A 24,807-nucleotide genomic window follows, 5' to 3' on the forward strand; every position below is an offset into this window, starting at 1 on the left:
TATGAATATGCTAAATAACAACACTTTGTTCAAAGCCGCACTAGTCACCGTTTGTTTGAGTTTAGTTGGCTGTAACCTTGGTTCATCAGATGATGCGTCACAAGGAAACCTTTCTTTAAATGTTGAAGAGTTATGGGATGCTGAGAAAAACATGACGTACGATATTTCAGCAGTTAACACGGGCGAAGAAGGGCCAATCACTTGGTCGGTAAGTAATGAGTCAATCTTAGAGATTTCTTCAGTAAGTCAAGACGGGTCTTCTATCAAGTTAAAGGCGCTGGATTACGGTACAGCAAAAGTTGTAGCGAGTAGTGACAATGGCCACACAGCTGAATCAACACTGGTGGTTGAAGGGCTCACTGAGCAAGTCTTTGCCATTGCCTCTGAAGGTATAACAACATCAGCAGATACATCAGGGAATGTAGACAGTTTTGCTACGTTCGCGTTTACCATGCCTAATCATAGTGGTCTACTCAATGCTAAAATTGCTTTCAACGTTGAAGGGACTATAGATGAAGCTGGCTCATACGTAGATGGGGTCGGGAAGTTTGAACCTTTAGATAGCGAAGGTAGCCAGAATGGTATCGTTTGGACTGGTGAGAATGAAGGGTACGTATTGCTCTACGCCAAAAGTGATACCCCTGGTGAGCTCTTCCATGGTGTGACAGAAGAAGGAGAGCTTAAATTAGGCTCGATCAGCTTGAAACTTCCACAAGGTGCAGAACAATCAGCAGAGTTAACGATCACTGAGGTTAAGATGGCAGGTGTGAATGAATTGATCAACGTGCATCAGTTTGAGCCTTTTGTTGTGACTGATAGCGCTTCATCACAGTAAACTAAACCACTTGTATTAATTGATTGAGCACAATGTCAGTAACTAAGGTTACTGGCATTTTCATTTCTGAATTCCTGGAACAATGCGTCTAGGGCGAAGCCCACCTTGTAAACTTCTCAATGAAATCCTCACTCATTAATGAAAGTACGTTAACCCCTACTAAAATTGAGCAAGACGGCAGCTTTGCTCAAGGTAAAACCAAGTCAGTGACGTTATATTTTGGCGAAACCGATGCTTCGATACTAGGCTTGATCACTCGTTCTTACTAGATTGCTGCTATGAAAAAAGCCTCCCGAAAGAGGCTTGAGTTAGGAAAAGAAAAACGGAATTACATAGCGGCTTCGAAGATGGAAGAAATTTCCTCGTGAGTTGCTTGTTTCGGGTTGGTAAAGCCACACGCATCTTTCAGTGCGTTATCTGCGAGTGTCGGAATGTCTTCTGATTTCGCACCTAGTTCTTTGATGCCCGCAGGAATGCCCACATCTTTCGCCAGTGTCACTATGGCATCGATTGCTGCTTCTGCGCCTTGCTCCGCTGTCATACCTTCAATATCTACTCCCATCGCTTTCGCAACATCACGTAAACGTTCAGGGCACACCTGCGCGTTGTATCGTTGTACATGTGGAAGCAGAATGGCGTTACACACCCCGTGTGGTAGATCATAGAAGCCGCCCAGCTGATGAGCCATAGCGTGGACATAACCCAGAGAAGCGTTATTGAACGCCATACCGGCCATAAATTGCGCGTAAGCCATTTGTTCGCGAGCTTCGATATCTTCACCGTTTTCGACAGCGGTGCGCAGATGAGCCTGAATAAGCTCAATAGCTTTGATGGCGACGGCGTCGGTGATAGGAGTTGCAGCGATAGAAACATACGCTTCAATAGCGTGTGTAAGGGCATCCATACCTGTTGCCGCTGTCAATGATGCAGGTTTTGCTAGCATCAGTTCTGGATCATTGACTGAAATTAGCGGAGTGGTGTGCTTGTCAACAATAGCCATCTTAATGTGGCGTTCTTCATCAGTAATGATGCAGAATCGGGTCATTTCAGATGCCGTTCCAGCAGTGGTGTTGATTGCAATCAGAGGTAACATGGGTTTGGCTGATTGATCAACGCCTTCGTAATCGCCGATCTTGCCACCGTTTGAAGCGACAAGCGCAATTCCTTTTGCGCAATCATGTGGAGACCCGCCGCCTAGAGAAATAACAAAATCACATTCGTTGTCGGCGAGTAGAGCCAGGCCGTCGTTTACGTTTCCTATTGTTGGATTAGGTTGAGTGCCGTCAAACACTACAGTTTGGACGTCGCGTTCTGTTAGCAGATCTTGAACCTGCTTTACTACACCGATTTGGTTAAGAATCTTGTCTGTAACGATAAGACCTTTTTTGAAGCCCTGAGACTGCACACTGTCTGCTGCATCCTTTAAACAGCCAGCACCCATTAAGTTTACAGTAGGGATAAAAAATGCACTTGTCATCGACTTGCTCCGAATATATTTAGAATAAAAACTACAAATAGATTGGCACATACAGAGGCCTTGTAATTTTGATCTCAAACAATTTGCCTACCCAAAAGTGGTATATATGCTCTAGATTTGTGAGCTTGGTCAGAGAGGCCGAGTTTGCCTGATAATAATGTTAAATATTAGTGGGTTACCGCAACCGTTTATTCAACAGGAACCGTGATCGTCGTAATGTTGTTCAGCGATGGTTTTGTGTGAAAATGAAAAAATAGCCCTCTGATTGAGCAGAGAGCTGTGGTGTCGAATCGGGAAATTAAGCAATTTCTACTAGTTTTCTCACTAGTCTATCGATGCCGCTGGCTGCCTGAGAAATACTGCCCGCTAACATATATGCAGGTGTTGAAAGTACTTTGTGCTCTTCGTCGAAGACGATGTCGCCCACCTCACAATTGATATGTTCACCTCCCAATGCACTGAATGCAGAAGCAGTGGCTTCATCATTGCCGATTGTACCCTTGACGCCATTGCCGTAAATCATCGGAATGATGGCTGGTGCAATGCACAGATAGCCGGCTGGTTTTCTTGCTTGGGCGAAAGCTCGACACGCTGAAGCGACATGTGTATTGATACTGCATTCTGCGCCATTAATAGCAAAGTCCGTCAGGTTTTTTGCGGCACCAAAACCACCAGGCAGAACGAGTGCGTCAAATTCCTCAGCATTTAGTTTCGCCACATCTTCAATATTACCGCGTGCGATACGAGCCGCTTCGATCAAGACATTTCGATTTTCCGGCATCTCTTCTCCGGTGATGTGATTAATCACATGGAGCTGATCAATATCTGGAGCGAAGCAGTGCCAACTGGCTCCTTGCTTTTCAATCGCGTGCAAGGCGAGAACTGATTCATGAATTTCTGCGCCATCAAATACACCTGAGCCACTGAGGATAACTGCGATTTTCTTCATTACTTATTTCCTTATCAAACTGACGTTGCATAGGGTAGATGAAAATAAATACTTTAGACCGGAAGTGAGTCGCATTCTTTCTCATCAGTTTGAGACACGGCGTTCGAGTCATCATCAGTATCAATGTCACTATCATCTTGTTCTGGCTCAGAATAATATTTGACGACAAAAGGAGTGAGCATCACACTCGAGGGGAAAAATCGTTTCATAAAACCTCTAGATTCATCGCGTTGGGATTGGTCTAATTGTGGTCTTGATAAGTTGATTAACTTTTGTCTTACATCATGAAATTGACCTCGAAATTGTCCGATAGTTTGGTAGTGAGGACACAGTCACGTTTTTATGGTGATGACGTTCACTTGTTTAAATCGAGTCCCAGTAGGGGATATCGGAGCCAAATTTTTCGGCGATAAAGTCAACAAAAGCTCGAACTTTCAGTGGTAGATGTTTTCTTTCTGGGAATACGGCATATACGGCATGAATAGGTAGGTCATAGTTTGACAGTACAGGTTTGAGGTTACCTGCGGCAATATCTTTAGCGACAATGAAAGTCGGCAGTTGGCCGATGCCAAGCCCTTCAAGTAAAGCGCGTCGAATGGCTTCGCTGTTATTGACGACTAATTTTCCTTTTGGTACCACACTGAAAGATCCTGCAGCACTTTCAAATGTCCATTCACTTCCACCACGAAAATAGGCGTAGCGTAAACAATTATGATGACTAAGATCGCTGGGTTTTTCGGGCTCTCCAAATGCATCGAGATACTGCTGAGAGGCACATAAGATGCTGCGACATGTTGCGAGTCTTTTCGCAACTAAGTTGGAAAGAGGTAAGTGACCGATTCTGATTCCCAGGTCAAAACCACCTTGGACGAGATCAACCATCTGATCTTCAAGCTGCAAGTCAATTTCTAGATCAGGATATAGATTCAAAAACTCAGCCACTAGAGGGGCAATATGCAGAACACCAAAAGACATTGGAGCAGTGATCTTTAGCTTCCCAGTTGGCTTTCCTTGCAGTTCTGTTACAGCATCAATCCCTTGTTGGGCCAAGCTAAGTGATTGAGCTACGTAATCATAGTAGCGTTGTCCGGCTTCCGTGAGGCTGAGCTTTCGAGTCGTGCGGTTCAACAATCGAATCCCCAGTTCATCTTCTAGCTGGTTAATTCGCTTGCTGACGGCTGATTTTGTTATATGGAGCTTCTCTGCCGCTGTTGAGAAGCTTCCGCTCTCTACGACGGCAACAAAAATAGGTATGGACGAGTATGCTTGCATTGGTTGAGTAATAGTAAACAATAAGTTTCTTGATTGGTAGATTATCATCTTAAGGAAAACAATCTACACTGGCAGCGAATTTTGAGGAGAGAAAAATGAAGTACGATTGGATCTTATTTGATGCTGACGAAACCCTGTTCCACTTCGATGCCTTTCAAGGGATGCAGTTGATGTTCTCTCGTAAAGGGGTTGAGTTTACACAGGATGACTACAACCACTACCAAAAAGTGAACAAGCCACTGTGGGTTGATTATCAGAACGGTGCCATCTCCGCCCATGAATTGAAGCACACTCGTTTTGAAGAGTGGGCAGCAAAGCTTGAAACGACGACCTCAGAGCTAAACAGCGCGTTTCTTGATGCAATGGCAGATATTTGTACCTTGCTGCCGGGGGCAAAAGAGCTAATGGACGCGTTACAGGGAAAAGCGAAGCTGGGGATTATCACTAATGGTTTTACTGAGCTACAGGCGATCCGCTTAGAGCGTACCGGAATGACCAATTATTTTGAGCATGTGATCATTTCAGAAGAAGTAGGTATTGCTAAACCAGATGTGGGTATTTTCACTCATGCGTTGGAGAAAATGGGCAGCCCATGTAAAAGTAAAATCCTGATGGTGGGCGATAATCCACATTCCGATATTTTAGGCGGTATCAACTTTGGTATTGAAACCTGTTGGTTGAATTGTGCCAAACTGGATGACGTGGAAGGCATTGTCCCGAATCACACCGTCAGTTCTTTATTTGAATTGAAAGAAATATTATTGGCTTGAAGGTGATCTTATTGCGATACCTGTCAGTACAATCTTCAAGATTATGAATGAGGGTTAGCGCATGTTAGGAGTCATCGTAAAATGGAATGCAAAACATGGCTATGGTTTGATATCGTCACAAAATTCACCCACTCAGCACATTTTCTTTCATATTGGAGATATGAGCCGTGATGAAGGACCTCCTTTTGTGACTGAACATGTGGAGTTTGATGTGTTGTGTGACATGAATGGATGCAAAATGGCAACCAACATCTGTCCGACATTTTTAACTGTCGATTAGTCCTTCGGAGCATATATCGTGATGTAATGCTCTAGGCATTTATCTGCTGTAGTTTCAAACTGTTGATCCAATATGCTCAGTGTTTCTATTCTATCTAACCGGAAATGTCGATAGGCATTTCTGAGTTCACACCACGCGACCAGCGTCCACACTTTTCCCCAGAACATTTGTCCAAGTGGTTGCAGCCTTCGTTGCGTTCTAGCGCCACTTTCTGCGGTGTAATCAATATCTATTTTCAGTTTTACATCAATCGCATGGCGCAGCATTTGTCCATGTCGGGCAGACTCTGTTTGCGTGTAAAAATCTGGGACTAGAATGGGGAAACTTTCAACTTGTTGCTTTCGTTTGTCTGGTAATACGGAAAGAATTTTTGTAGACGCTGTTGTGGAAGCATCAGCGAGTTCGCTGTCGGACCAAGCGCGTACCATCCTCATACCTAGCTCGAGAGCCATCATTTCCCGTTCAGAAAACATTAAGGGAGGTAAATGCGAACCAGCTTGTAGGACATAGCCCACACCAGCTTCCCCCTGAATCGGGACACCGGAGTTCATCAGCGACTGAATGTCACGATAAATGGTTCGTTCACTGACTTCCATTGACTGAGCTAACTCTGCTGCTGTCACCGCATAGCGCTTTGAACGCAGCAAGGTTAGTAGCTCAAACAATCTTTCCGATTTACTCATTTCTTTCCTTGTTGATTAAAAGGAGAACATCGAAATGTTCTCCTTAGCGAGGCGTTAAATCAATATTACTGGTACTTAGCTGCTAGATCGCTCATTCGGAGAATCTGATGTTGCATGTTCACCGATTCGGAGTCAATCAGTGCCATTAGAGGTTGACAGTCAGCACAGTTAACAAACTGCTCACCAGCGGCTTTAGCATCTTCCATTGAGTCCCAATACACGACATCTGTCCATGTGTTGTTCTCCTCGTTATGGCTCAAGGAACGATATTGAAAGCCTTTTAAATTGGCGACGAACTTCTGGCTTTGATTGGCTGCTTCTACCAATTCATCCGGTGTTGTACCTGATAATAGTTTAAAGCTAACCATTTCAATAACGTTTTCCATTGTGTTACTCCTTTTGACTTTGTTTTAAGTTCAAAGTGAGTGTATGGCAGTGGAGTGTCAGAAACTGTCAGTAATGATGTTGAGTCCAAACTGGGGTTACTTGAAGCATTATTATAATGTTATTAAGCAACTTGTTGTTTATGGGCTAAACTATTCGTAGCAGTGCAAATAAATAATAGACTGGTTGGGCTAGGTATCCTTGAGTAGGACGTTCAAGGAAGTGAGGGATCATTATGGCTATTCAAGGCACCATTAGTGAGTGGCATGATAGTAAAGGCTACGGATATATTTCGGTTGATGATCAGGAAGCACAGATTAAGTTCCATCTATTTGATTTGGAAGCGTATGGTCATCCTCCTCGCATCAGTGAACGAGTGCAATTTCGCTTAGCTAAGGATGCGCATGGAGGGATACGTGCTGTTAATATAGAGCGTCAGGTAGTCTTAAATTTTACGCTTTCAATAGCCATTTGGTTTTTCAGCACTCTTGTGGCGAGTGTTTTTCTGCTTGATTATCCACCGCTTTCTTTTGTTCTCTACATTACGCTAAGTACCATTGCATATATGGTGTACGCACTAGATAAACATGCGCTTCATACTGGTGGTTGGCGAGTACCATCGGTCACTTTTCATATCATCAATGTTTTTGGTGGCTGGCCCGGAGCGTTGTTGGCTCAGTCTGTTCTGCATCATAAATACAGTGATATAGGCTTTAAAAGTCTATTTTGGGTGACACTACTAGCAAACTTTACTCTGTTTTGCTGGACGCTAACAGAAGAGGGAATGATGACAACCTTAGAGTTTTTGTCTCAGTTGCAAGTGATGCTTTTGTTTTAAAAAGCAGCCAGCTACTTTGTGGTAGCTGGCTGATACTCGCTGTAGCTGTCACCGTTTATGGGCGCTCTCCGGCTGCTAATCGGCGCTCGACATCTTTAATCACGTCTGGTAGCTCAGAAATCGTATCGATGAGGTAATGAGGGGCGCTTTTGATGAGTTTTGCTTTGGCCTTCTCACGTGCTTGATTCAACGTATCTTCATCTGCAGATTGATATTCTTCGAAAGTTAACCCGGCTTCATTACCGGATAGTAGCAGTCCAACAGTCCACATACCCGCATTGTGCCCTTCGTCAATTCCTGGGGCAGCGTCATCAACTTTGATGCATGCCTTAACATCCGTCACACTGAGTTCGATAACATTTTTTAGTGCCATGTAGGGGGCAGGGCGACCACCTTGAGGAAGGTCATCCGTTGCTACGACATAGTCTGGTTTGTAGCCATAGTCGGCTGCGACAGGAATAAGCACATCCATGACTTCACGAGGATAACCTGAACAGGATCCAATTTTGATACCTTGAGCTTTTAGATTATCGACCACTTCAATGGCATTGAGAATTGGTTCTGCGTGGTCGGCCACTTTGGCTTTTTGCAGCGGCATAAAGGCTGCGTAAATACGGTCAATATCGTCACTGTTCATTGAACGACCAAATTGTTCGTTCCAGCGTTTATCGACAGATGGCAGCTGGCCTACCGCTTGGATGTGATCCCATTTACCCAGTCCCATCGGCTCTCGGGCTTCTGCAAGGTTTATGTCGAAATCGAAACCTTGTTTGAAGGCTTCAACGAAAATACTGGTTGGAGCAAATGAACCAAAATCTACTATGGTCCCAGCCCAGTCAAAGATAACGGCTTGGATTGGTGAATTAGTCATAATTGATACCTTGTTATCAATAGTTGTATTCATTACACACATTAGCGATTGCTTCTTCAAAGATCGCTAGTGCTTCGGTCAGTTGTTGGCGTGAAATGATCAGTGGAGGACTCAACTGAATCACATTACCTTGGGAGACTTTAAAGCTCAGCCCATTGTTGAGGCATTGGTAAAGTACTGACTCTGCTTCATCGTACGCTCGCTGTTTTGTTTGTTTATCGGTAACGAGCTCTATTCCCCAGAGCAGGCCAATGCCACGAATGTCTCCAATTACTGGGTATTTCTCTTTCATTTCCAGCAATTTTTTACGTACAAATTTGCTATCGTCTTTTACTTTTTCCAGCAAACCTTCTTGCTCAATAGCTTCCATGGTCGCGAGAGCGGCGGCGCAACCTATTGGACTCTTCTCATGGGTGTAATGACCCATAGAGATCTGCTCAGCGGTGTTGTATTTGTCTTTGGTGACCATAGCTGCAATTGGAACCAGGCCTCCGCCAAAGCCTTTACCAATACATAAAATGTCCGGTTCTATATCGTAAGCTTGATAAGTAAACCATTCACCGCTACGCCCCATACCGTTAGGAATATCGTCGATGATCAACATGACATTGTGTTTGTCACAAATCTCACGTACACGTTTCCAATAGGCTTTGCTCGGGACTTGAACATCGGTGTTTCGTACTGCCTCGGCAATAAATGCACCAATACCGCCTTCTTTCTCGATGACATACTCTAGATAATCGGCGTAGTGAACATCATCAGAGGTATTGGGAAATGCCCCCCGATAAGAAACAGCAGGTGGAATGCGTTCTACACCAGCCATTAAAGGCCCCATACCTTCTCGGAAGCAAGCTTCGCCTCCAACGGAAATGGCATCAAGCGAGGCTCCATGAAACGAGTCCCAAAGTGATACCACCTTGAAGTTTCCCGTGACATGGCGAGCTAATTTGAGTGCCATTCCTATGGCCGAAGTGCCACCGGGGGCAAAGAGCACTCGATTTAGCTCTCCGCCACAGATTTGAGTGAGCTTTTCTGCACATTTGATGGCCGTTTCATTGGTGAATCGACGAGGAGAAAATGGCAAGCTTGCTATTTGCTCCGTGACTTTTTTAATGATATGAGGGTGGCCGTAACCTAACTGGTGGACATTGTTACCATGGAAATCCATGTATTTCTTGCCCGATGCGTCTTGCAGATAAATGCCTTCAGCACTTTCAAGCGCGTCTAAACAAGGGGTCGACATTGCCTGATGCACGAACACATCACTATCGCGTTGAAGTAAGCTTTGCGTTTGCTCATCTTTCAAAGAAGCGCTCCAAGCTTGTCGTGCAGAGGTGGTGTTCACGTCCCCTTCGCTACGAAAGTGAGTGGGTTTGACTGATTGACTCATGGCATTAAGCTACCGTTGCTGTTTCTTGCCAGTACATGGCGTTTTTTATCGCCCCAATCAGGCGTTCAATGTCTTGTGGGTAGACTTCGCCGATGTTGCCAATTCGGAAACAATCTGCATCCGATACTTTACCTGGATAGATCACAAACCCTTGTTCTTTAAGACGTTCATAAAAGGTCTTAAACTGATAATCTTCGTGGGTGGGTGAGTAGAAGGAAGTAATGATTGGCGAGTGAAGCTCGTCGTTGAGCAAAGGCTCAAAACCAAGAGAGCGCATACCAGCGACCAGCGTGGTCTGATTGGTGTGGTAGCGCAGGTGCCTCGCTTCGATCCCACCTTCTTGTTCCAGCTCTAGTAGAGCTTGGTAGAAAGCACGCACAGTATGAGTTGGTGACGTGAAACGCCATTTACCGTGATTCTTTTCCATGCAGTGCCACTGGTCATAGAGGTCTAAGCTAAGAGAACGTGCACGACCCTGACATTTTTCCAACTCTTCCTTCTTAGCGATGACAAAGCCAAAACCAGGTACGCCTTGAATGCATTTATTGGCTGAGCTGATCATGAAGTCGATACCCATGTCACCAATATCCATTGGGATACCCCCGAAACTCGACATTGCATCTAGGATGACGACTTTGCCATATTGTTTCGCGAGTTTAGTCAGGGGTTGAATTGGGTTAAGCATGCCGGTTGTCGTTTCACAATGAACGACAGCAACGTGTGTGATATCGGGATCCGTTGCCAATGCCGTTTCCACCTCGTTCAAGTTTGGCTGTGATGTTTCGCCAGGGGAAACGACATGGCAATGGATGTCCAAATATTGTGCGATTTGTGCGATTCGAGCACCATATGCTCCATTATCGATGACCAGCAACTTGCCTTTTTTGCTAATAACGCTGCCTATTGTTGCTTCGACAGACGCCGTGCCACTGCCTTGCATCAATACGCTTGTATAGCCGCTGTGATGAGTGGCTAACTTCACCAGTTGCGCTCGAATCACTTCGACGATATCTCTGTTGTAATCATTATCCCAAGTACACCAGTCTTTGAGCATGGCTTGACGAACAGTAGCAGAAGTTGATAGAGGTCCAGGAGTAAGCAGTAGGTATTCGTTATTCATCCTAATATCCATTTTGTTTTTTTGGTATACACCAGAATTTAAGCTTACTCTAGCAAGCGAGGAAACGATGAGTAAATAGACAAAAACTGAAATTCATAAAACTTTCATATCGAAAATATTAGGTCCGTGATGAAGGAGAATTTTTTGAACAGGTTTATAAAAAGTGCCATTTTTTATTCATAGAATCGTCACAAAGCCAATTTAGGGTGTATGTCATTAACTGGTACAGACCAATGTATTTTGCCCAAAGGGAAGTGAATTGGTCTCAAACGATAGAGTCTTAACTGGAGAAAATGATGAAGAACCGTTTGATGAAAGGATCGCTGGCTGCGCTTGTCTCTGTTCTAGCGACTAATGTGATGGCCGCTGAGGAAGTGACGGTTTATACCGCTTTTGAAACTGACATTCTTGCAAAATATAAATCGGCATTTGAAAAAGAAAACCCAGACATCACAATTAAGTGGGTCCGTGACTCTACGGGTATAATGACAGCAAAACTCCTTGCTGAAAAAAACAACCCGCGGGCGGAAGTCGTATGGGGCCTTGCGGGCTCTTCAATGGCATTGCTGAAAGAGCAAGGCTTGCTTAAGCCATATACACCAAAAGGTGCTGAGTCTCTACATGCCAACCTCAACGACCCTCAGTCGAATCAAGCTTGGTTCGGTAATGACGCATATTTCAATGCAGTTTGTTTCAATGAAGCTGTGGCAAAACAGTTGAACCTACCTAAACCATCGTCATGGGAAGATCTGACGGATCCGGTTTACAAAGGCCATATTGCAATGCCAAACCCAGCGTCATCTGGTACTGGATATATGCAGGTGTCAGCGTGGCTTCAAAGCATGGGTGAGGACCAGGGCTGGAATTACATGAAAGCACTGGATAAAAATATTGCTCATTACACGCATTCAGGCTCTAAACCTTGTGTTCAAGCAGGTATGGGAGAAGTGGCGATTGGTATCTCAATGGCAAGTCGTGGCGCTAAGCTGAAAACTCAAGGTGCGCCACTTGCGGTGATTACGCCTAAAGGTATTGGTTGGGAATCAGAAGCGGTTGGTTTGGTAAAAGAGTCTGACGCAGCGAAACGTGTGGTTGACTGGTCCATTTCTAAGAGTGCTAATGAACTGTACGTAGAAATGTACCCAGTGGTTGGTCATAAAGAAGTGAAAGCAACAGTGTCCAACTTCCCGAATGTACAAGAAAATATGGCGGAGATGGATTTTGCGCAAATGGGTAGCAAGCGAGCTGATATCTTGGCTACTTGGTCTGCGAAATTTGACGCAAAGTCTGAGCCAAAATCGTAATTAGTGATACACAATTTGGTTAATCCATAGGGAGAACTTAGGTTCTCCCTTTTGTTTTCTAATCAGCTAAAGGTATTTTTATCAATATTGGCGTGAGCAGATAAAAAGTTACACAAGAGGCTGGTATCCAATAGCACTAGCGGTGTTGGATATATGAATCTCTTATTCATTTTTTTGTCATCTTTGCTCTATAAATTTGTAATGTGCCTGAAATAAACCATATTTACAGTTGGTATATACCATTTGGAGTGTGTGTTATGCCAACTAACCAACCTTATCTACAGATTGAAAATGTTGTGAAGCAATTCGGACAGTTCACAGCACTAAAACAAATTTCGCTATCCATTGAAAAAGGTGAGTTTGTTTGTTTCCTTGGGCCATCCGGTTGTGGAAAAACGACCTTACTAAGAGCCATTGCTGGTCTCGATTTACCGACTTCTGGCTCCATATCTCAACATGGTGAGGAGACGACTTTTCTCCCCCCAGAGAAGCGCGACTTTGGTATCGTTTTCCAATCCTATGCCTTATTCCCCAATTTAACCGTCCAAGAAAATATTGCCATTGGTTTGAAGAATCAGGGGATGACGAATCAGGAAGCCTTAGAAAAAGTGGATTGCTGGCTTGATATGATAGGGCTAGCAACATCAGGACAAAAGTACCCAAACCAACTTTCTGGAGGACAGCAGCAGCGTGTTGCGCTTGCTCGTGCATTGGCTTTATCTCCAGGATTGCTGCTTCTTGATGAACCTTTATCAGCTTTGGATGCTAAGGTTCGAGTGCACCTTCGCGATGAGATTTGCAAGCTCCAACGTAAGCTGGGAATTACCACGATTATGGTGACCCATGATCAGGATGAGGCGCTAACCATGGCTGATCGTATTGTTGTTATGAATCATGGTGTTATTGAACAAGTTGGAACGCCACAAGAGATCTATCAACAGCCAGCCACCAGATTTGTCGCGGAGTTTGTTGGTAGCATGAACTTTATCAACGCTTCCGTTGCAACTGACAGCCAGCTTAGAATTGCAGAGTCATTGATTGAAGCGCCGATATTGGAAAATCGTGATTTGGTTCGTGGTGATCACTTTGATTTAGCTATCCGTCCAGAGAATATTCGCTTCTCTGATGAGGTTAAAAATGCGTTGCCGGTGCGTATTCGTACCTATGAATTTCTAGGGGCTTTCTGGCGATATGAGTGTGAGTTGCAGCATGACAAACATGCACAGCCCATCTTTATTGATGTGTCTGGGGAGCAAGCGCAAAACATGAAACTTCGAATTGGTGATATTCGCTACATTCAATTTGCTGAGCATGGGGCAAGAGCCTACCCAGTGATGAGCCCTACGGGTGATAAAGCGATTGCGGCTTAGGGATAGATTAATGGAAAGTAACACAATGAATAGCCCGACGATGAATGCCCTTAAAGCTCGGCCCGCTGGCCTGTTAAAACGAGTAAGCCGCGACAATGTCGTCTTATTTGGTTTACTTGCTTTTCTTTTCACACTATTGGTGCTTTTTATCGTCATGCCCTTGTGGGCAATGCTGGAAAAAAGCGTTCAAGGTGCGGAAGGGGAGTTTGTTGGTTTAGCCAATTTTGCTAATTATTTTTCCCAAGCAAGTTTGTGGCAGTCTTTGGGTAATACGTTCACAGTCGGCATTCTGGTGACTGGCGTTGTCGGGATATTGGCATTTGGCTATGCCTATGCGTTGACACGCTCCTGTATGCCATTTAAAGCCATGTTTCATGTGTTGGGGGCGGCGCCGATTCTTGCTCCGTCGTTATTACCTGCAATTAGTTTGATCTTCTTGTTTGGTAATCAAGGTATTGCCAAAGAAATCCTCGGTGGGCACTCGGTTTATGGTTTGATTGGTATCTCTCTAGGCTTGATCTTCTGGACGTTTCCTCATGCGCTGATGATATTAACCACCTCACTCAGAACGTCTGACGCGCGTCTTTATGAAGCCGCGCGGGCGCTTAAAACATCGCCACTGAAAACCTTTTTTGTGGTGACATTACCTGCTGCCAAATATGGTTTGATAAGCACGCTTATCGTTGTATTTACTTTGGTGGTTTGCGATTTCGGTGTGCCGAAAGTCATTGGAGGGAGTTACAACGTCCTTGCGACTGATATTTTTAAGCAAGTGGTAGGACAGCAGAACTTTTCGATGGGGGCGGTGACCAGCATCTTGTTGTTAATCCCTGCTTTATTAGCGTTTGTTGCTGACCGTTGGGTACAGAAGAAGCAAAAGAGTTTGTTTGATACTCGCTCTGTGCCTTATCAGCCGGAGCCAAACACTCTGCGCGATGGCGCTTGTTTTGTTTATTGCTCAGTCATTTCATTAGCTGTGCTTGCCGTGCTTGGTATGGCGGTGTATGGATCATTAGTTACCTTCTGGCCATGGAATAAAGCATTGACGTTAAATAACTATAATTTTGCCGAGATGAGTACTTACGGATGGCAACCTTATTTTAACTCATTGTCTTTGGCTACATGGGCTGCGATTATTGGTACTGCACTGATTTTTGTCGGAGCTTACTGCATCGAAAAAGGTCGAGCGTTTGCACCTATTCGGCAGGCAATGCAAATGTTAAGTGTGGTACCTATGGCGGTTCCTGGTATGGTGCTCGGCTTGGGTTACATCTTCTATTTTAATGACTCCAACAATCCTCTGAGTTTTCTTTACGGTACGATGGCATTTTTGGTGATTAATACGGTTGTGCATTACTACACGGTCGGGCATATGACTGCCTTGACGGCACTAAAGCAAATCCCTGCAGAGATTGAAGCCACGGCGGCCTCGGTGAAGCTGCCTCAGTACAAATTGTTCTTCAAAGTGACTTTGCCAGTGTGTGTTCCTGCAACGTTAGATATCGCTACCTATCTGTTTATTAATGCATTAACGACCACTTCTGCGGTAGTATTCATTTATTCAACTGAAACCATTCCTGCTTCAGTATCTGTACTAAATATGGATGATGCTGGGCAAACAGGCGCAGCTGCTGCGATGGCAGTCATGATTATGATTTCTGCTGCTGTGGCAAAATTGGTGCACATGACGTTAGGGAAATGGTTGGAAAATAGAACGCAAGCGTGGCGCAGAAGGTAAGGACAACGAGTGCAGTACGTAAAAATTAAAGATTCCATTGTTGAACAAATAGAATCAGGTCTTTTGTCACCTAGACAAAAATTACCCGCAGAGCGCAAGTTAGCAGAATCCTTTGATACAACCCGTGTGACTTTACGCGAGGCGCTGTCACTACTGGAATCAGAAGGTCGTATTTACCGAGAAGATCGTCGAGGTTGGTTTATATCTCCAGAGCCACTTAGATACGATCCGACGCAAACACTGAACTTTACTAATATGGCCTTATCACAGAAGCGAACACCTCTGACGGAGCTGGTTGCCGCCAAAGGCATTTTGGCTAATAAGCAGGCAGCGAGTTTACTTGGGCTTCAGCCTTTTTCCGATGTATACAAGGTAGATAGAGTGCGTTACTTAGAAGGTCGCCCAGTCGTGTTTGTGACTAACTACATTCGCCCTGAATGTTTTCCGAACCTACTCGATTTTGACTTGTCTCAGTCACTCACGGATATTTATCGTGATCACTTTGGCATGGTGTATCAAAAGATCAGATACCGAATCAGTACCAGCAGTTTGCTTGGCGATACCGCACAAGCATTGAGAGCGACCTCAGGTACGCCTGCAATGGTGGTTGAGCGTATTAACTATAACCAGCATGGAGAGCTTATTGATTGTGACATTGAATACTGGCGTCATGATGCTATCAGTATTGAATCCCTTGCTGAGCTAAACCGTTAACCTGCTCTTTACTATGGATGGGCTTCCGACAGGAAGCCTTTTTTCACAAGGATTTTCTATGTCACTTTGGGCCATCACACTGGTCGTGATCTCCGCTTTCCTTCACGCTGGTTGGAATCTGCTTAGTAAAAGCAACAAGGCTTCAGGGCCCGCATTTTTTCTCGCCAGTAGTTCAGCCGCCGCAATACTACTGACTCCTTATGTGATTTGGTATCTTAACCAAGTTGATATGACTTTCTTTCCGACGACGTTTTGGCTAATCCTGATTGTCAGCGGTATTGCGCAGATGATTTATCTGCTGGGACTTGGTTTTGCTTACAAGCAGGCGGATATCGGCGTGATTTATCCTATCGCACGAGCACTGCCTGTTTTGATGGTTGGATTAGTAACCGTTGTATTGGGCTATGAGCTGAGCATCAACAGCTGGATTGGCTTTACGTTGATCACTCTTGGCTGTTTATTTGTGCCTTTAGAGTCATTTAGTCAGTTCAATATTAGAGATTATCTCAACGTGGGGGTTCTATGGGCATTGATTGCCGCTTTTGGAACCACAGGTTATTCCATTCTTGATAAAGAAGCCTTGCTGCTTTTAGCCAGTACATTTCAAAACGTGGTTAGTGACAGAAGTTCTGCTATTTTCTATCTTGGTATACAGTTTTGGTCTATTGCGCTTTGCATCACCCTCTATTTGCTTATTGCACGAAAGGGTGACGATTTTAAACAGGCCTGGGCGATTAAAAAGCCTTCAGCATTAGCTGGCACAATGATGTCAACAACTTATGGGTTAGTGCTATATGCCATGACAATGACAGAAAACGTCAGTTATGTTGTTGCCTTGCGTCAACTGAGTATTGTGTTCGGTATGGTTTTTGGGATCATTTGGCTATCAGAAAAATTCTTAATGACCCGACTGATAGGAACAATATTGATTTTAGTTGGATTGGTTTTGACGGTAGCCTAATTGCGCTAATCAACATGCTTTGTATTATTCTCTTTACGACGAAAATCGATGAGAGCTAAACCTCTAGCCTGCAGCGAGTAAAAGCCCCAATGATTTCCTCGCTGGGGCTTTTTATATGTATTTCTGGATTATTAGCTTTCCACTTCCACCATTGTGGGTTGCTCGTCAGCATGCGCCGCATCGAGCATCTTGCGAATAATGAATGAAGAGACTAGTGCGATGACGACCATTAAGACAGCTAATACAGTCAGCAGTTGGAAGTAATCACCGTAAACCGTTTGAACAATCTCTTGGGTCAGTTCTTGGCCTTTTTCGAGCGCTATAGAAGTAGAGAAAACCGCACCAACAATTCCACTCAGTGCCATTGCGACGGAAAACAAAGACACCGAGAAGCCTTCAATATGTTTAGGAGCCACCGATAGAATAAAGGCAACGACTAAGCTACCGACGATGACTTCTGCAAACGCTTGGAAGAAGTGAATTGCCAGGAAGATTTCAGGGCGGATCACTACGTCTTCACCGATATTCATTACCGCCATCGTTAAGATACCAAAGGCAATAGCAGTGAAGATAAAGGCAAAACCAATCTTTGTCGCGGTAGAGAAGTTAATCCCTTTTTTCTCGAGTGAAGAGAATGCCATGGCAATCACCGGGCCTGCGACGATACACCAAAGCGGGTTCATTGCCATTGAGGCTTCAGGGGCAATAGGGATGATATTGAACAAATCACCACGCATCGTATTGATGGTGACCATCGTCATCGATGTCATCATCTGGCCATAGTAAACAAAGAAACAGGTTGTCAGCACTGTCATGATCAGAATCGTGCCCATTTTCAGTGCGTCCGACTTGCCAGACTTAATCATGAGAGTAATGAAGTACAGAATCGCGGCTGCGCCAATGGCGTAAACGATGTTTTTACCGATAGCCATGTTCGAGAACATGAAAAACACCAAGCCAACCATCGAGGCAGATAACGCAAAGAAAGAGAGCCAATTTTTTATGCTGACAGGGGTCTGGTCAATATCGGCACCCACGCCAACTAATTGTTTGTTGAAGATAACTAAGATGATAAAAGCAAAGCCAGCCATTACTGCTGAGAGCATAAAGCTACCGTGGAAACCTATCGCTAACACAAACATAGGGAATAGATATTGACCGAGCAGAGCGCCTACATTGTTAACAGAATAGTTGACTGGGTAGCCGTTTTCGAAGTCTTCTTCTGTTGAAAAAGTGCGCTTGTAAAGACTGGGATAAGAAGGAGACATCAACCCACGGGCATAGCTAGCCAAGGCAATACCGATTAAGCTCATCGGAACATTCGTGGTGGAAGCACCTAAAACGAGTAAGGTGTATCCTATTGCGAATGTACCGTAAGCAATGGTCAACGAACGATAGGCGCCGAGGAATTTATCCGCTATGAACCCACCCGCAATGGCGAAAAGTGGGCCAATAGAAGAGAAAGCCCCGACAACCATCATGGTGTCGGCTTCACTGTACCCTAGATCTTCTAAGAAGAATCGGGTCAAGATAACCATCACACCGTAGAATGATAAGCCAAACATTGCTTGGCAGAACATCATTGATTTATTGAGTTTGTTCCACATAATAGTCTCGCATAATTGTGTGATATAGAATTAATGTCTGATAATTATATCATTTTTGGTTTGTTATAAATTGAAACAATTATCGCAGAAAACATAATCCATGCACGATTTTTTCTAAATTTCGCATAACTTTTTATAATGAAATTGATCTAAAACGTTTGCGCTGGATAAGCACGATTTGCAAGCCTTTTGTCAGGAGTCTGCAATTTCATTTTTGCGTACTAACCTTTGTGTTAGCCTGTTTATAAAGTTGTTTTTATTGATAAGGAAAGTAACTCAATGAAGATCTTCAGCAATTTCGAAAGTGGTAGTATTGAAGTCGTCAACGCGGATAATAAAGACGCAATTCAGCTTAAGATTCCTAATGATAATCAGTCTGAGTTTTATCAGTGGTTCCATTTTCGTTTGGAAACCGAAGCAGAGCAGTCACACTCGATTCAGATTGTTGACCTGAAAAACTCCGCTTATCCAGAAGGTTGGAAAGACTATGATGTTGTTGCGTCGTATGACCGAGAAGAGTGGTTTCGTATTCCAGCAGAATTTGATGGTGATACGCTGAGCTTTACGCTGATTCCGGAGCACGGATCTGTCTATTTTGCCTACTTTGCACCTTATAGCTACGATCGCCATCAAGATTTACTGCATGCTGCCCAAAGTGCCCATCACTGCAACTTAGAAACATTAGGTCATACTCTTGATGGTAATGATATGAGTTTGCTGACTTTTGGTGAGCCTAGTGATGGTAAGAAAAAGATATGGGTGATTGCGAGACAGCACCCGGGTGAAACCATGGCTGAATGGTTTATGGAGGGTATGATCCAACGCCTTATTGATGACGAAGATACGGCAGCGCGTGCTTTGCTGGAAAAAGCGGTGCTGTACGTTGTGCCAAATATGAACCCTGATGGTAGTATTCGCGGGCATTTACGCTGCAATGCGGTGGGTGTAAACCTGAATCGTGAATGGCAATCTCCAAGTATGGAGAAGAGCCCTGAAGTCCTTCTTGTAAGAGATAAGATGCTTGAAATTGGCGTGGATATGTTCCTTGATATACACGGTGATGAAGCTATTCCTTACAACTTTGTTGCTGGTTCAGAGGGCATCCCTTCTTATGACGAGCGACTGGCTTCACTGGAAGTTGCATTTAAACAGGCGCTACACACAGTGACACCTGAGTTCCAAGATGAGTTTGGTTATGACAAAGATGAACCAGGCAAGGCTAATCTAACAGTCGGCTCTAACTGGGTAGCGGAGCAATTTAAGTGCTTGTCTTACACTGTTGAAATGCCGTTTAAGGACAACAATGATTATCCAGATCCACTTTATGGCTGGTCGCCGGAAAGAAGTGTGAAATTCGGTGAGGACACCTTGTCCGCTATTCTGGCGGTGTCAGATAAAATATAACCAGAGTGAGCTCAAGTACAAGAAGCGCAGAATAGTCTGCGCTTTTTTCATTGCGTTAGTTATGTTGACGCTAAGCGTCAGATATCCTCGCTATGTACATCAAACGGATCCGATTACATTTTGAATATCGAAAACAACAGGTATTCAATCATGTCACAACATCCCTCATTTTGGTTTAAGCAAGCTTTGGAGCGAGAACAGCCGCTGAATACCACTACCTTAATGGATGATATTCAAGTGGATGTTGCTATTGTTGGTGGTGGTTATACAGGCCTTTGGACGGCCATCATCCTTAAAGAGCAGCAGCCTAAATTATCTATTGCAGTGATTGATAAAGGTCTGTGCGGTAGTGGAGCTTCAGGCGCGAATGGTGGCTGTATGTTGACTTGGTCAACGAAATTCCCAACGATGAAGCGGTTGTTTGGGGAGGATGAAGCTAAAAGGTTAGTCAAAGAATCCGAAGCAGCGATATATGAGATTGAAGCGTTTTGCCATCAACATCATATTGATGCCGAGCTTCGTCGTCATGGTGCTTACTACACGGCAACCAATACTGCTCAAAAAGACTCGATGAGTCCCATAGTGGAAGAGTTGAGCCGATTAAATATCAATAGCTGGCAGTCATGTTGTCCTGAAGATATTGCGAGATTAGCGGGCTCACATCGACACTTGGAAGGCTTCTATTCACCTGCTGCTGGCAGTGTGCAACCAGCTTTATTGGTAAGGGGGCTAAGGCGAGTCGCGATAGAAATGGGGGTCCAAGTCTTTGAAAATACACCCATGAAAGTACTTAATTTTGGTCATCCAGCCCTGATAGAGACGCCTAATGGGACTATCACAGCAGATAAAGTGGTATTAGGGCTTAATGCTTGGATGGTTAAGCACTTTAAACAGTTGAAACGCAGTATTGTCGTGGTTTCCTCTGACATGGTCATTACGGACCCTATCGAATCGCAACTTAATGAATGTGGAATTGACAGAGGGGCTGCGGTGGTCGATTCACGTATTTTCGTCCATTACTATCGTGATACCCAAGAAGGGAGGTTGATGCTAGGCAAGGGGGGGAATCGTTTTTCTTATGCCAATCAAGTGGATAAGATGTTCAATCAACCAACTCGATATTTGCCTTTATTGGCACGATCATTCGCTCGGTTATTTCCTCAGTTCAAAGGGGTTAAGTTCGCGTATAACTGGACGGGGGGATCTGATCGGTCTGTGACAGGTTTACCTTTCTTTGGTCGATTAGAAGGTCAAGCAAACATCTTCTACGGTTTTGGCTATTCCGGTAACGGTGTTGCTCAAACTCGGATAGGAGGAAAAATTTTATCTTCGCTTGTACTTGGAGAAAACAATGATTGGACACGAAGTGGTTTAGCGCAAGGACCACTTGGTCTGTTCCCTTCGGAACCTATTCGTTGGATAGGTGCAATGTTAGTCAGAAATGCAGTGAGACGAAAAGAAGAAGCGGAAGATAACGAGCAATCACCAATTTTTTGGGATAAATGGCTATCAAAGCTTGCTGGTGCCGCCGGTAAAGCAGACAAGGTGAAGTAATATCTCTGTCACACAGAATTGCCATGCTTGTCGCTTTAACATTAACTTGCCAATCTATGCGTTTTATACCTCCTCTTAATGCTTTAAAAGCTTTTGAATCCGCTGCCCGATTACAAAGTTTGACCAAGGCGGCGGATGAACTCAATGTCACTCGTGCCGCAGTGAGTCAACACGTTAAACAGCTTGAAAGCTATCTAGAGGCTACTTTATTTGAACGTAGAGGGTCGAAGCTCCAACTAACTGAAGACGCGCAGTACTACTTACCTTTGCTGACTCAAATGTTTGAGTCACTCTCTGTTGGAACAGAGCAGCTGTTTCAACGGAAAAAGCGTCACAGGTTGAACTTGAGTATTGCGCAAAGTTTTTGCTTTCAGTGGTTAATCCCCCGCCTTGAAGACTTTCGCCGTGACCACCCGAATATCGAGCTAAAGATATCTACTTCGTCAAATGCTTATCCCAATGGCAGTAAAGTTGCGGATATTGAAATCATTAATGGCCCGAAGCCCATGGGTGAGGGAGATGTCGTTGCTTTAACAGAAGAAAACTGGGTACTGGTTGCAGCACCAAGATTGGTGGTATCCAACTCCATACAGACACTAGATGAGCTAGCGAATAGTGAGAAAATAGCCACTACGGGTTATCAGGAAAACTGGCAGTACTGGTTCGATTATCATCATTTCACAGGTCGTATTGTGGAGCCTGCAATACAATTTGATCATTCGCTTCTCTCAATTGAAGCGGCAGTATCAGGGCTAGGTATTTTGCTGGTCAAAGAGCTACTAGTAGAGGAGCATCTTATTCAGGGCAGTTTAGTGAGAATCAGTGATAAAATAGTGCCCAGTCGAGATGGGCACTATTTACTTCAACACGACCCGAGTAATCCGCTTGCTACCCAATTTTCCAATTGGATAACAAGTAGCTTGGATTATTCACAGGGTGGAGCCATGTGAATGACCGCCAGCCCGCCAAGAGATGTTTCACGGTATTTTTTATTCATGTCTTTACCTGTTTGATACATAGTTGCGATAACTTTATCTAAAGAAATAAGACATTTGCTGGTTCTTTTTAGTGCCATTCGTGAGGCATTGATGGCCTTCATCGCCCCCATTGCATTACGTTCGATACATGGCACTTGAACAAGCCCACCAATGGGATCACAAGTCATGCCTAACGAATGCTCCATTGCAATCTCAGCTGCGATACAGATCTGTTCGTTACTGCCACCTCTGAGTGCGGTTAAGCCAGCTGCGGCCATTGATGACGAAACACCGACTTCGCCCTGACAGCCTACTTCAGCGCCAGATATCGACGCATTTGTTTTGTACAAAATACCAATTGCGCCAGCGACAGCTAAAAAGTCTTTGATTTGTTTAAGGTCGAGTTCTTTAATAAAGCGATGGTAATACATGAGTACAGCGGGAATAACCCCTGCCGCGCCATTCGTTGGAGAGGTAACTACTTGGCCACCTGCCGCATTCTCTTCACTGACAGCGAAGGCGAAGAGGTTAATCCAGTCCATGATTTCCATAGGATCATTTTCAATCGCTTCGTTAGCTTCAAGCTTTTTCAATAAGTTAGGTGCACGTCGTGTGACATTGAGTCCACCTTCCAAAATGCCTTCAGTGTCAAAGCCACGTTGCATGCAAAGGGTCATTACTTTCCAGATCTGTTCTGCTTTACGATCGATTTCATCACTGTCAAAGAAGCAGACCTCGTTTTGTAAAATCATGCCGCCAAGGCTGAAGCCATTCTCTTCTGCCATGTTTAGCATTTCGTCAGCAGAAGTAAATGGATAGGGCACATCGACGGGCTGCTCACTGCTGCCATTTTCCAACTCGGCGGCTGTGGCAATAAACCCACCTCCGATAGAATAGTAAGTTTCAAATGCGAGCTGTGCCCCAAAGCTATCATAGGCGGTAATTGTCATGCCATTTTCATGTAACGGTAGATTGTCGCTGTGAAATATAATGTCACTCTCATAGCGGAATGCTAAGGTATGGGCGCCTGCCAGCAGCAACAATTCATTATCCAGTGTCTGTTGTAAAGCTTGCTTGGCACTGGTAATTTTTATTGTGTCAGGCCTATTACCCATAAGTCCTAAGATCACAGCACGATCCGTATGGTGACCTATGCCGGTTAAGGATAGCGAACCATACAAATCAACCTGTATCCGATCCACTTTGGATAAGGAATCACTGAGCAAGCGCGTGAAATGATAACCGGCCAGCATTGGCCCGTTGGTGTGGGAACTGGATGGCCCAACTCCGACTTTGAAAATATCGAAAATCGACAGCATAAACTAACTTCCTGTGATATGGCCTGTGGGTCAGACTCTACTTAAATATAGTTAACAAAACATTAACCTTGCTAACGCTATCTATAAAGAAGATGTTTGTACAGGACTTCGGCAAGTTAGTATTAATAATTGAGAAGTGAGTAAATAATGAACATTCGTAATGTGGTTATTGTTCTTGGTAAGCGGCTGGTGGACGACACACTCACAAAAGAAGGCCGCTCTCGTGTTGAAGCATTGCCCGCATTACTCAGTTCTCTTAACGCTGATGAAACTGCCTTAGTATTTTGTGGTGGTGTAACCCCAGGACAAACCGTTTCTGAAGCTGTGGCAATGAGAGAGTATTTTAACCACCAAAGCGCATCTCAGATTCGTCTGAAAGAAAGCCATATTATTTTGGAAAGTGAATCGCAAAACACAGTACAAAATATTCACAATGTCGCGCTGAAACTACAGCAAATGGGGCTGAATCGTCAGCCAATCGACATTACCTTGGTGTCTAACGATTATCATTTGAAGCGTATCTTTGAAGTTCAGCAATTAATGGATGAGCAAGGGCTACTTCGCGCACTTAAACAGCGCTGCAATAGTGCGGGATTGGACATAAAGATAGATATGGATATTCGTCACCATTGTAGTGTCGAGTACCCGCACCGAGAAGGCAATGCTGAAGCATTTCTGCTGGTCGATGAACTGACGACCTATCGAGTGTATTTAGAGGGGGCGACCAACAATGCTTTTCGAAGACCTCTAGAAGGAGTTCGATGTTTACCGGCGGAGTTAGCGCTTCGCTCACTTTCGCAATTAGATGCACTTAAACTTTCAGACGAGGTGCAGGAAAAGTTAACTATCTTGAAAGAGATTGTACTCAGTACAACCTCCGACGTGGATGGAGCAACATTACGTTCATCATTGGCTCGCTTTCATCATAACCTTACTTGGCTAAATAGGCATTTGGACCCAGAAATGGCCGCCATGCAGTCAACTTAGAGA

The 24,807-nt window shown here is 44.3% G+C and carries 25 protein-coding genes; 14 read left to right on the forward strand and 11 right to left on the reverse strand.

Translation table 11 applies throughout. From position 1 onward, the window contains the following. Positions 1-7: 7 nt before the first annotated feature. The gene (locus CTT30_RS18315) at positions 8-835 is read left to right on the forward strand and encodes a hypothetical protein (protein ID WP_252037398.1); all 828 of its coding nucleotides are present in this window, start codon (positions 8-10) and stop codon (positions 833-835) included. A gap of 119 nt (positions 836-954) precedes the next feature. Next, complete coding sequence (locus CTT30_RS18320) at positions 955-1,104, forward strand: hypothetical protein (protein WP_239874734.1); 150 nt, start codon at positions 955-957, stop codon at positions 1,102-1,104. 59 nt (positions 1,105-1,163) lie between these two features. Here the strand turns inward: CTT30_RS18320 and yiaY are convergent, their stop codons facing one another. The 4 genes from yiaY to CTT30_RS18340 form a co-directional block, all read right to left on the reverse strand. Continuing rightward, positions 1,164-2,312: an L-threonine dehydrogenase gene (gene yiaY, locus CTT30_RS18325; protein WP_239836212.1), complete on the reverse strand. Its 1,149-nt coding sequence runs from the start codon at positions 2,310-2,312 to the stop codon at positions 1,164-1,166. A gap of 298 nt (positions 2,313-2,610) precedes the next feature. Next, the gene (elbB, locus tag CTT30_RS18330) at positions 2,611-3,261 is read right to left on the reverse strand and encodes an isoprenoid biosynthesis glyoxalase ElbB (protein ID WP_252037399.1); all 651 of its coding nucleotides are present in this window, start codon (positions 3,259-3,261) and stop codon (positions 2,611-2,613) included. A 53-nt stretch (positions 3,262-3,314) separates the two neighbouring features. Then, positions 3,315-3,470, reverse strand: coding sequence for a hypothetical protein (locus CTT30_RS18335; protein ID WP_252037400.1), 156 nt, complete (start codon positions 3,468-3,470; stop codon positions 3,315-3,317). Positions 3,471-3,624: 154 nt separating this feature from the next. Next, positions 3,625-4,533: a LysR family transcriptional regulator gene (locus CTT30_RS18340; RefSeq protein WP_239865374.1), complete on the reverse strand. Its 909-nt coding sequence runs from the start codon at positions 4,531-4,533 to the stop codon at positions 3,625-3,627. 95 nt (positions 4,534-4,628) lie between these two features. On the opposite strand from CTT30_RS18340, the gene yjjG reads away from it, so the two are divergent. Together yjjG and CTT30_RS18350 are read left to right on the forward strand one after the other, a co-directional pair. Then, a complete protein-coding gene (yjjG, locus tag CTT30_RS18345) occupies positions 4,629-5,303 on the forward strand; it encodes a pyrimidine 5'-nucleotidase (protein ID WP_252037401.1) in 675 nt (224 codons plus the stop codon). 61 nt (positions 5,304-5,364) lie between these two features. Then, complete coding sequence (locus CTT30_RS18350) at positions 5,365-5,583, forward strand: cold shock domain-containing protein (protein ID WP_252037402.1); 219 nt, start codon at positions 5,365-5,367, stop codon at positions 5,581-5,583. On the opposite strand, the gene CTT30_RS18355 is transcribed toward CTT30_RS18350, so the two are convergent. Further along, positions 5,580-6,266: a helix-turn-helix transcriptional regulator gene (locus CTT30_RS18355; RefSeq protein WP_252037403.1), complete on the reverse strand. Its 687-nt coding sequence runs from the start codon at positions 6,264-6,266 to the stop codon at positions 5,580-5,582. The genes CTT30_RS18350 and CTT30_RS18355 overlap by 4 nt on opposite strands. 65 nt (positions 6,267-6,331) lie before the next feature. Continuing rightward, positions 6,332-6,652: an ABM domain-containing protein gene (locus tag CTT30_RS18360; RefSeq protein ID WP_239864230.1), complete on the reverse strand. Its 321-nt coding sequence runs from the start codon at positions 6,650-6,652 to the stop codon at positions 6,332-6,334. Between the two features lie 233 nt (positions 6,653-6,885). Between CTT30_RS18360 and CTT30_RS18365 the strand changes: the two genes are divergently transcribed. Continuing rightward, the gene (locus tag CTT30_RS18365) at positions 6,886-7,488 is read left to right on the forward strand and encodes a DUF1294 domain-containing protein (protein WP_252037404.1); all 603 of its coding nucleotides are present in this window, start codon (positions 6,886-6,888) and stop codon (positions 7,486-7,488) included. A 55-nt stretch (positions 7,489-7,543) separates the two neighbouring features. Here CTT30_RS18365 and phnX read toward each other — a convergent pair whose 3' ends face one another. From phnX to phnW, 3 genes are read right to left on the reverse strand one after another with little or no spacing between them, the layout of a single operon-like run. Further along, complete coding sequence (phnX, locus tag CTT30_RS18370; RefSeq protein WP_239864227.1) at positions 7,544-8,359, reverse strand: phosphonoacetaldehyde hydrolase; 816 nt, start codon at positions 8,357-8,359, stop codon at positions 7,544-7,546. 16 nt (positions 8,360-8,375) lie between these two features. Beyond that, positions 8,376-9,749, reverse strand: coding sequence for an aspartate aminotransferase family protein (locus CTT30_RS18375; protein ID WP_252037405.1), 1,374 nt, complete (start codon positions 9,747-9,749; stop codon positions 8,376-8,378). Positions 9,750-9,753: 4 nt separating this feature from the next. Next, positions 9,754-10,869 carry a 2-aminoethylphosphonate--pyruvate transaminase gene (gene phnW / locus CTT30_RS18380; RefSeq protein WP_252037406.1) on the reverse strand — a complete coding sequence of 372 codons (1,116 nt, stop codon included), beginning with the start codon at positions 10,867-10,869 and terminating at the stop codon, positions 9,754-9,756. Between the two features lie 293 nt (positions 10,870-11,162). Between phnW and CTT30_RS18385 the strand changes: the two genes are divergently transcribed. The 5 genes from CTT30_RS18385 to CTT30_RS18405 all read left to right on the forward strand — a co-directional run bounded on the left by CTT30_RS18385 (position 11,163) and on the right by CTT30_RS18405 (position 16,956). Continuing rightward, positions 11,163-12,173 (forward strand): putative 2-aminoethylphosphonate ABC transporter substrate-binding protein, encoded by a 1,011-nt coding sequence (locus CTT30_RS18385; protein ID WP_239836222.1) that lies wholly within the window; start codon positions 11,163-11,165, stop codon positions 12,171-12,173. A 257-nt stretch (positions 12,174-12,430) separates the two neighbouring features. Beyond that, positions 12,431-13,543: a putative 2-aminoethylphosphonate ABC transporter ATP-binding protein gene (locus tag CTT30_RS18390; protein WP_239836223.1), complete on the forward strand. Its 1,113-nt coding sequence runs from the start codon at positions 12,431-12,433 to the stop codon at positions 13,541-13,543. A gap of 25 nt (positions 13,544-13,568) precedes the next feature. Beyond that, a complete protein-coding gene (locus CTT30_RS18395) occupies positions 13,569-15,281 on the forward strand; it encodes a putative 2-aminoethylphosphonate ABC transporter permease subunit (protein WP_370689728.1) in 1,713 nt (570 codons plus the stop codon). Between the two features lie 9 nt (positions 15,282-15,290). Further along, positions 15,291-15,995 carry a phosphonate utilization transcriptional regulator PhnR gene (gene phnR / locus CTT30_RS18400; protein ID WP_252037408.1) on the forward strand — a complete coding sequence of 235 codons (705 nt, stop codon included), beginning with the start codon at positions 15,291-15,293 and terminating at the stop codon, positions 15,993-15,995. A 58-nt stretch (positions 15,996-16,053) separates the two neighbouring features. Then, on the forward strand, positions 16,054-16,956 hold the full coding sequence (locus tag CTT30_RS18405) for an EamA family transporter (RefSeq protein ID WP_252037594.1): 903 nt from the start codon (positions 16,054-16,056) through the stop codon (positions 16,954-16,956). A 131-nt stretch (positions 16,957-17,087) separates the two neighbouring features. On the opposite strand, the gene CTT30_RS18410 is transcribed toward CTT30_RS18405, so the two are convergent. Then, positions 17,088-18,563 carry a peptide MFS transporter gene (locus CTT30_RS18410; protein WP_252037409.1) on the reverse strand — a complete coding sequence of 492 codons (1,476 nt, stop codon included), beginning with the start codon at positions 18,561-18,563 and terminating at the stop codon, positions 17,088-17,090. A 279-nt stretch (positions 18,564-18,842) separates the two neighbouring features. Between CTT30_RS18410 and CTT30_RS18415 the strand changes: the two genes are divergently transcribed. The 3 genes from CTT30_RS18415 to CTT30_RS18425 all read left to right on the forward strand — a co-directional run bounded on the left by CTT30_RS18415 (position 18,843) and on the right by CTT30_RS18425 (position 22,471). Next, positions 18,843-19,967 (forward strand): M14 family metallopeptidase, encoded by a 1,125-nt coding sequence (locus tag CTT30_RS18415; RefSeq protein ID WP_252037410.1) that lies wholly within the window; start codon positions 18,843-18,845, stop codon positions 19,965-19,967. A gap of 150 nt (positions 19,968-20,117) precedes the next feature. Further along, positions 20,118-21,521: an FAD-dependent oxidoreductase gene (locus CTT30_RS18420; RefSeq protein WP_252037411.1), complete on the forward strand. Its 1,404-nt coding sequence runs from the start codon at positions 20,118-20,120 to the stop codon at positions 21,519-21,521. Positions 21,522-21,577: 56 nt separating this feature from the next. Beyond that, complete coding sequence (locus CTT30_RS18425; RefSeq protein WP_370689729.1) at positions 21,578-22,471, forward strand: LysR substrate-binding domain-containing protein; 894 nt, start codon at positions 21,578-21,580, stop codon at positions 22,469-22,471. On the opposite strand, the gene CTT30_RS18430 is transcribed toward CTT30_RS18425, so the two are convergent. Beyond that, positions 22,447-23,817 (reverse strand): L-serine ammonia-lyase, encoded by a 1,371-nt coding sequence (locus CTT30_RS18430; RefSeq protein ID WP_252037413.1) that lies wholly within the window; start codon positions 23,815-23,817, stop codon positions 22,447-22,449. The two genes, CTT30_RS18425 and CTT30_RS18430, sit on opposite strands and share 25 nt — an antisense overlap. A gap of 147 nt (positions 23,818-23,964) precedes the next feature. Between CTT30_RS18430 and CTT30_RS18435 the strand changes: the two genes are divergently transcribed. Continuing rightward, positions 23,965-24,804: a YdcF family protein gene (locus CTT30_RS18435; protein WP_252037415.1), complete on the forward strand. Its 840-nt coding sequence runs from the start codon at positions 23,965-23,967 to the stop codon at positions 24,802-24,804. Positions 24,805-24,807 lie beyond the last annotated feature (3 nt).

It is taken from the genome of Vibrio coralliilyticus (assembly GCF_024449095.1).
Lineage (GTDB): Bacteria > Pseudomonadota > Gammaproteobacteria > Enterobacterales > Vibrionaceae > Vibrio > Vibrio coralliilyticus_A.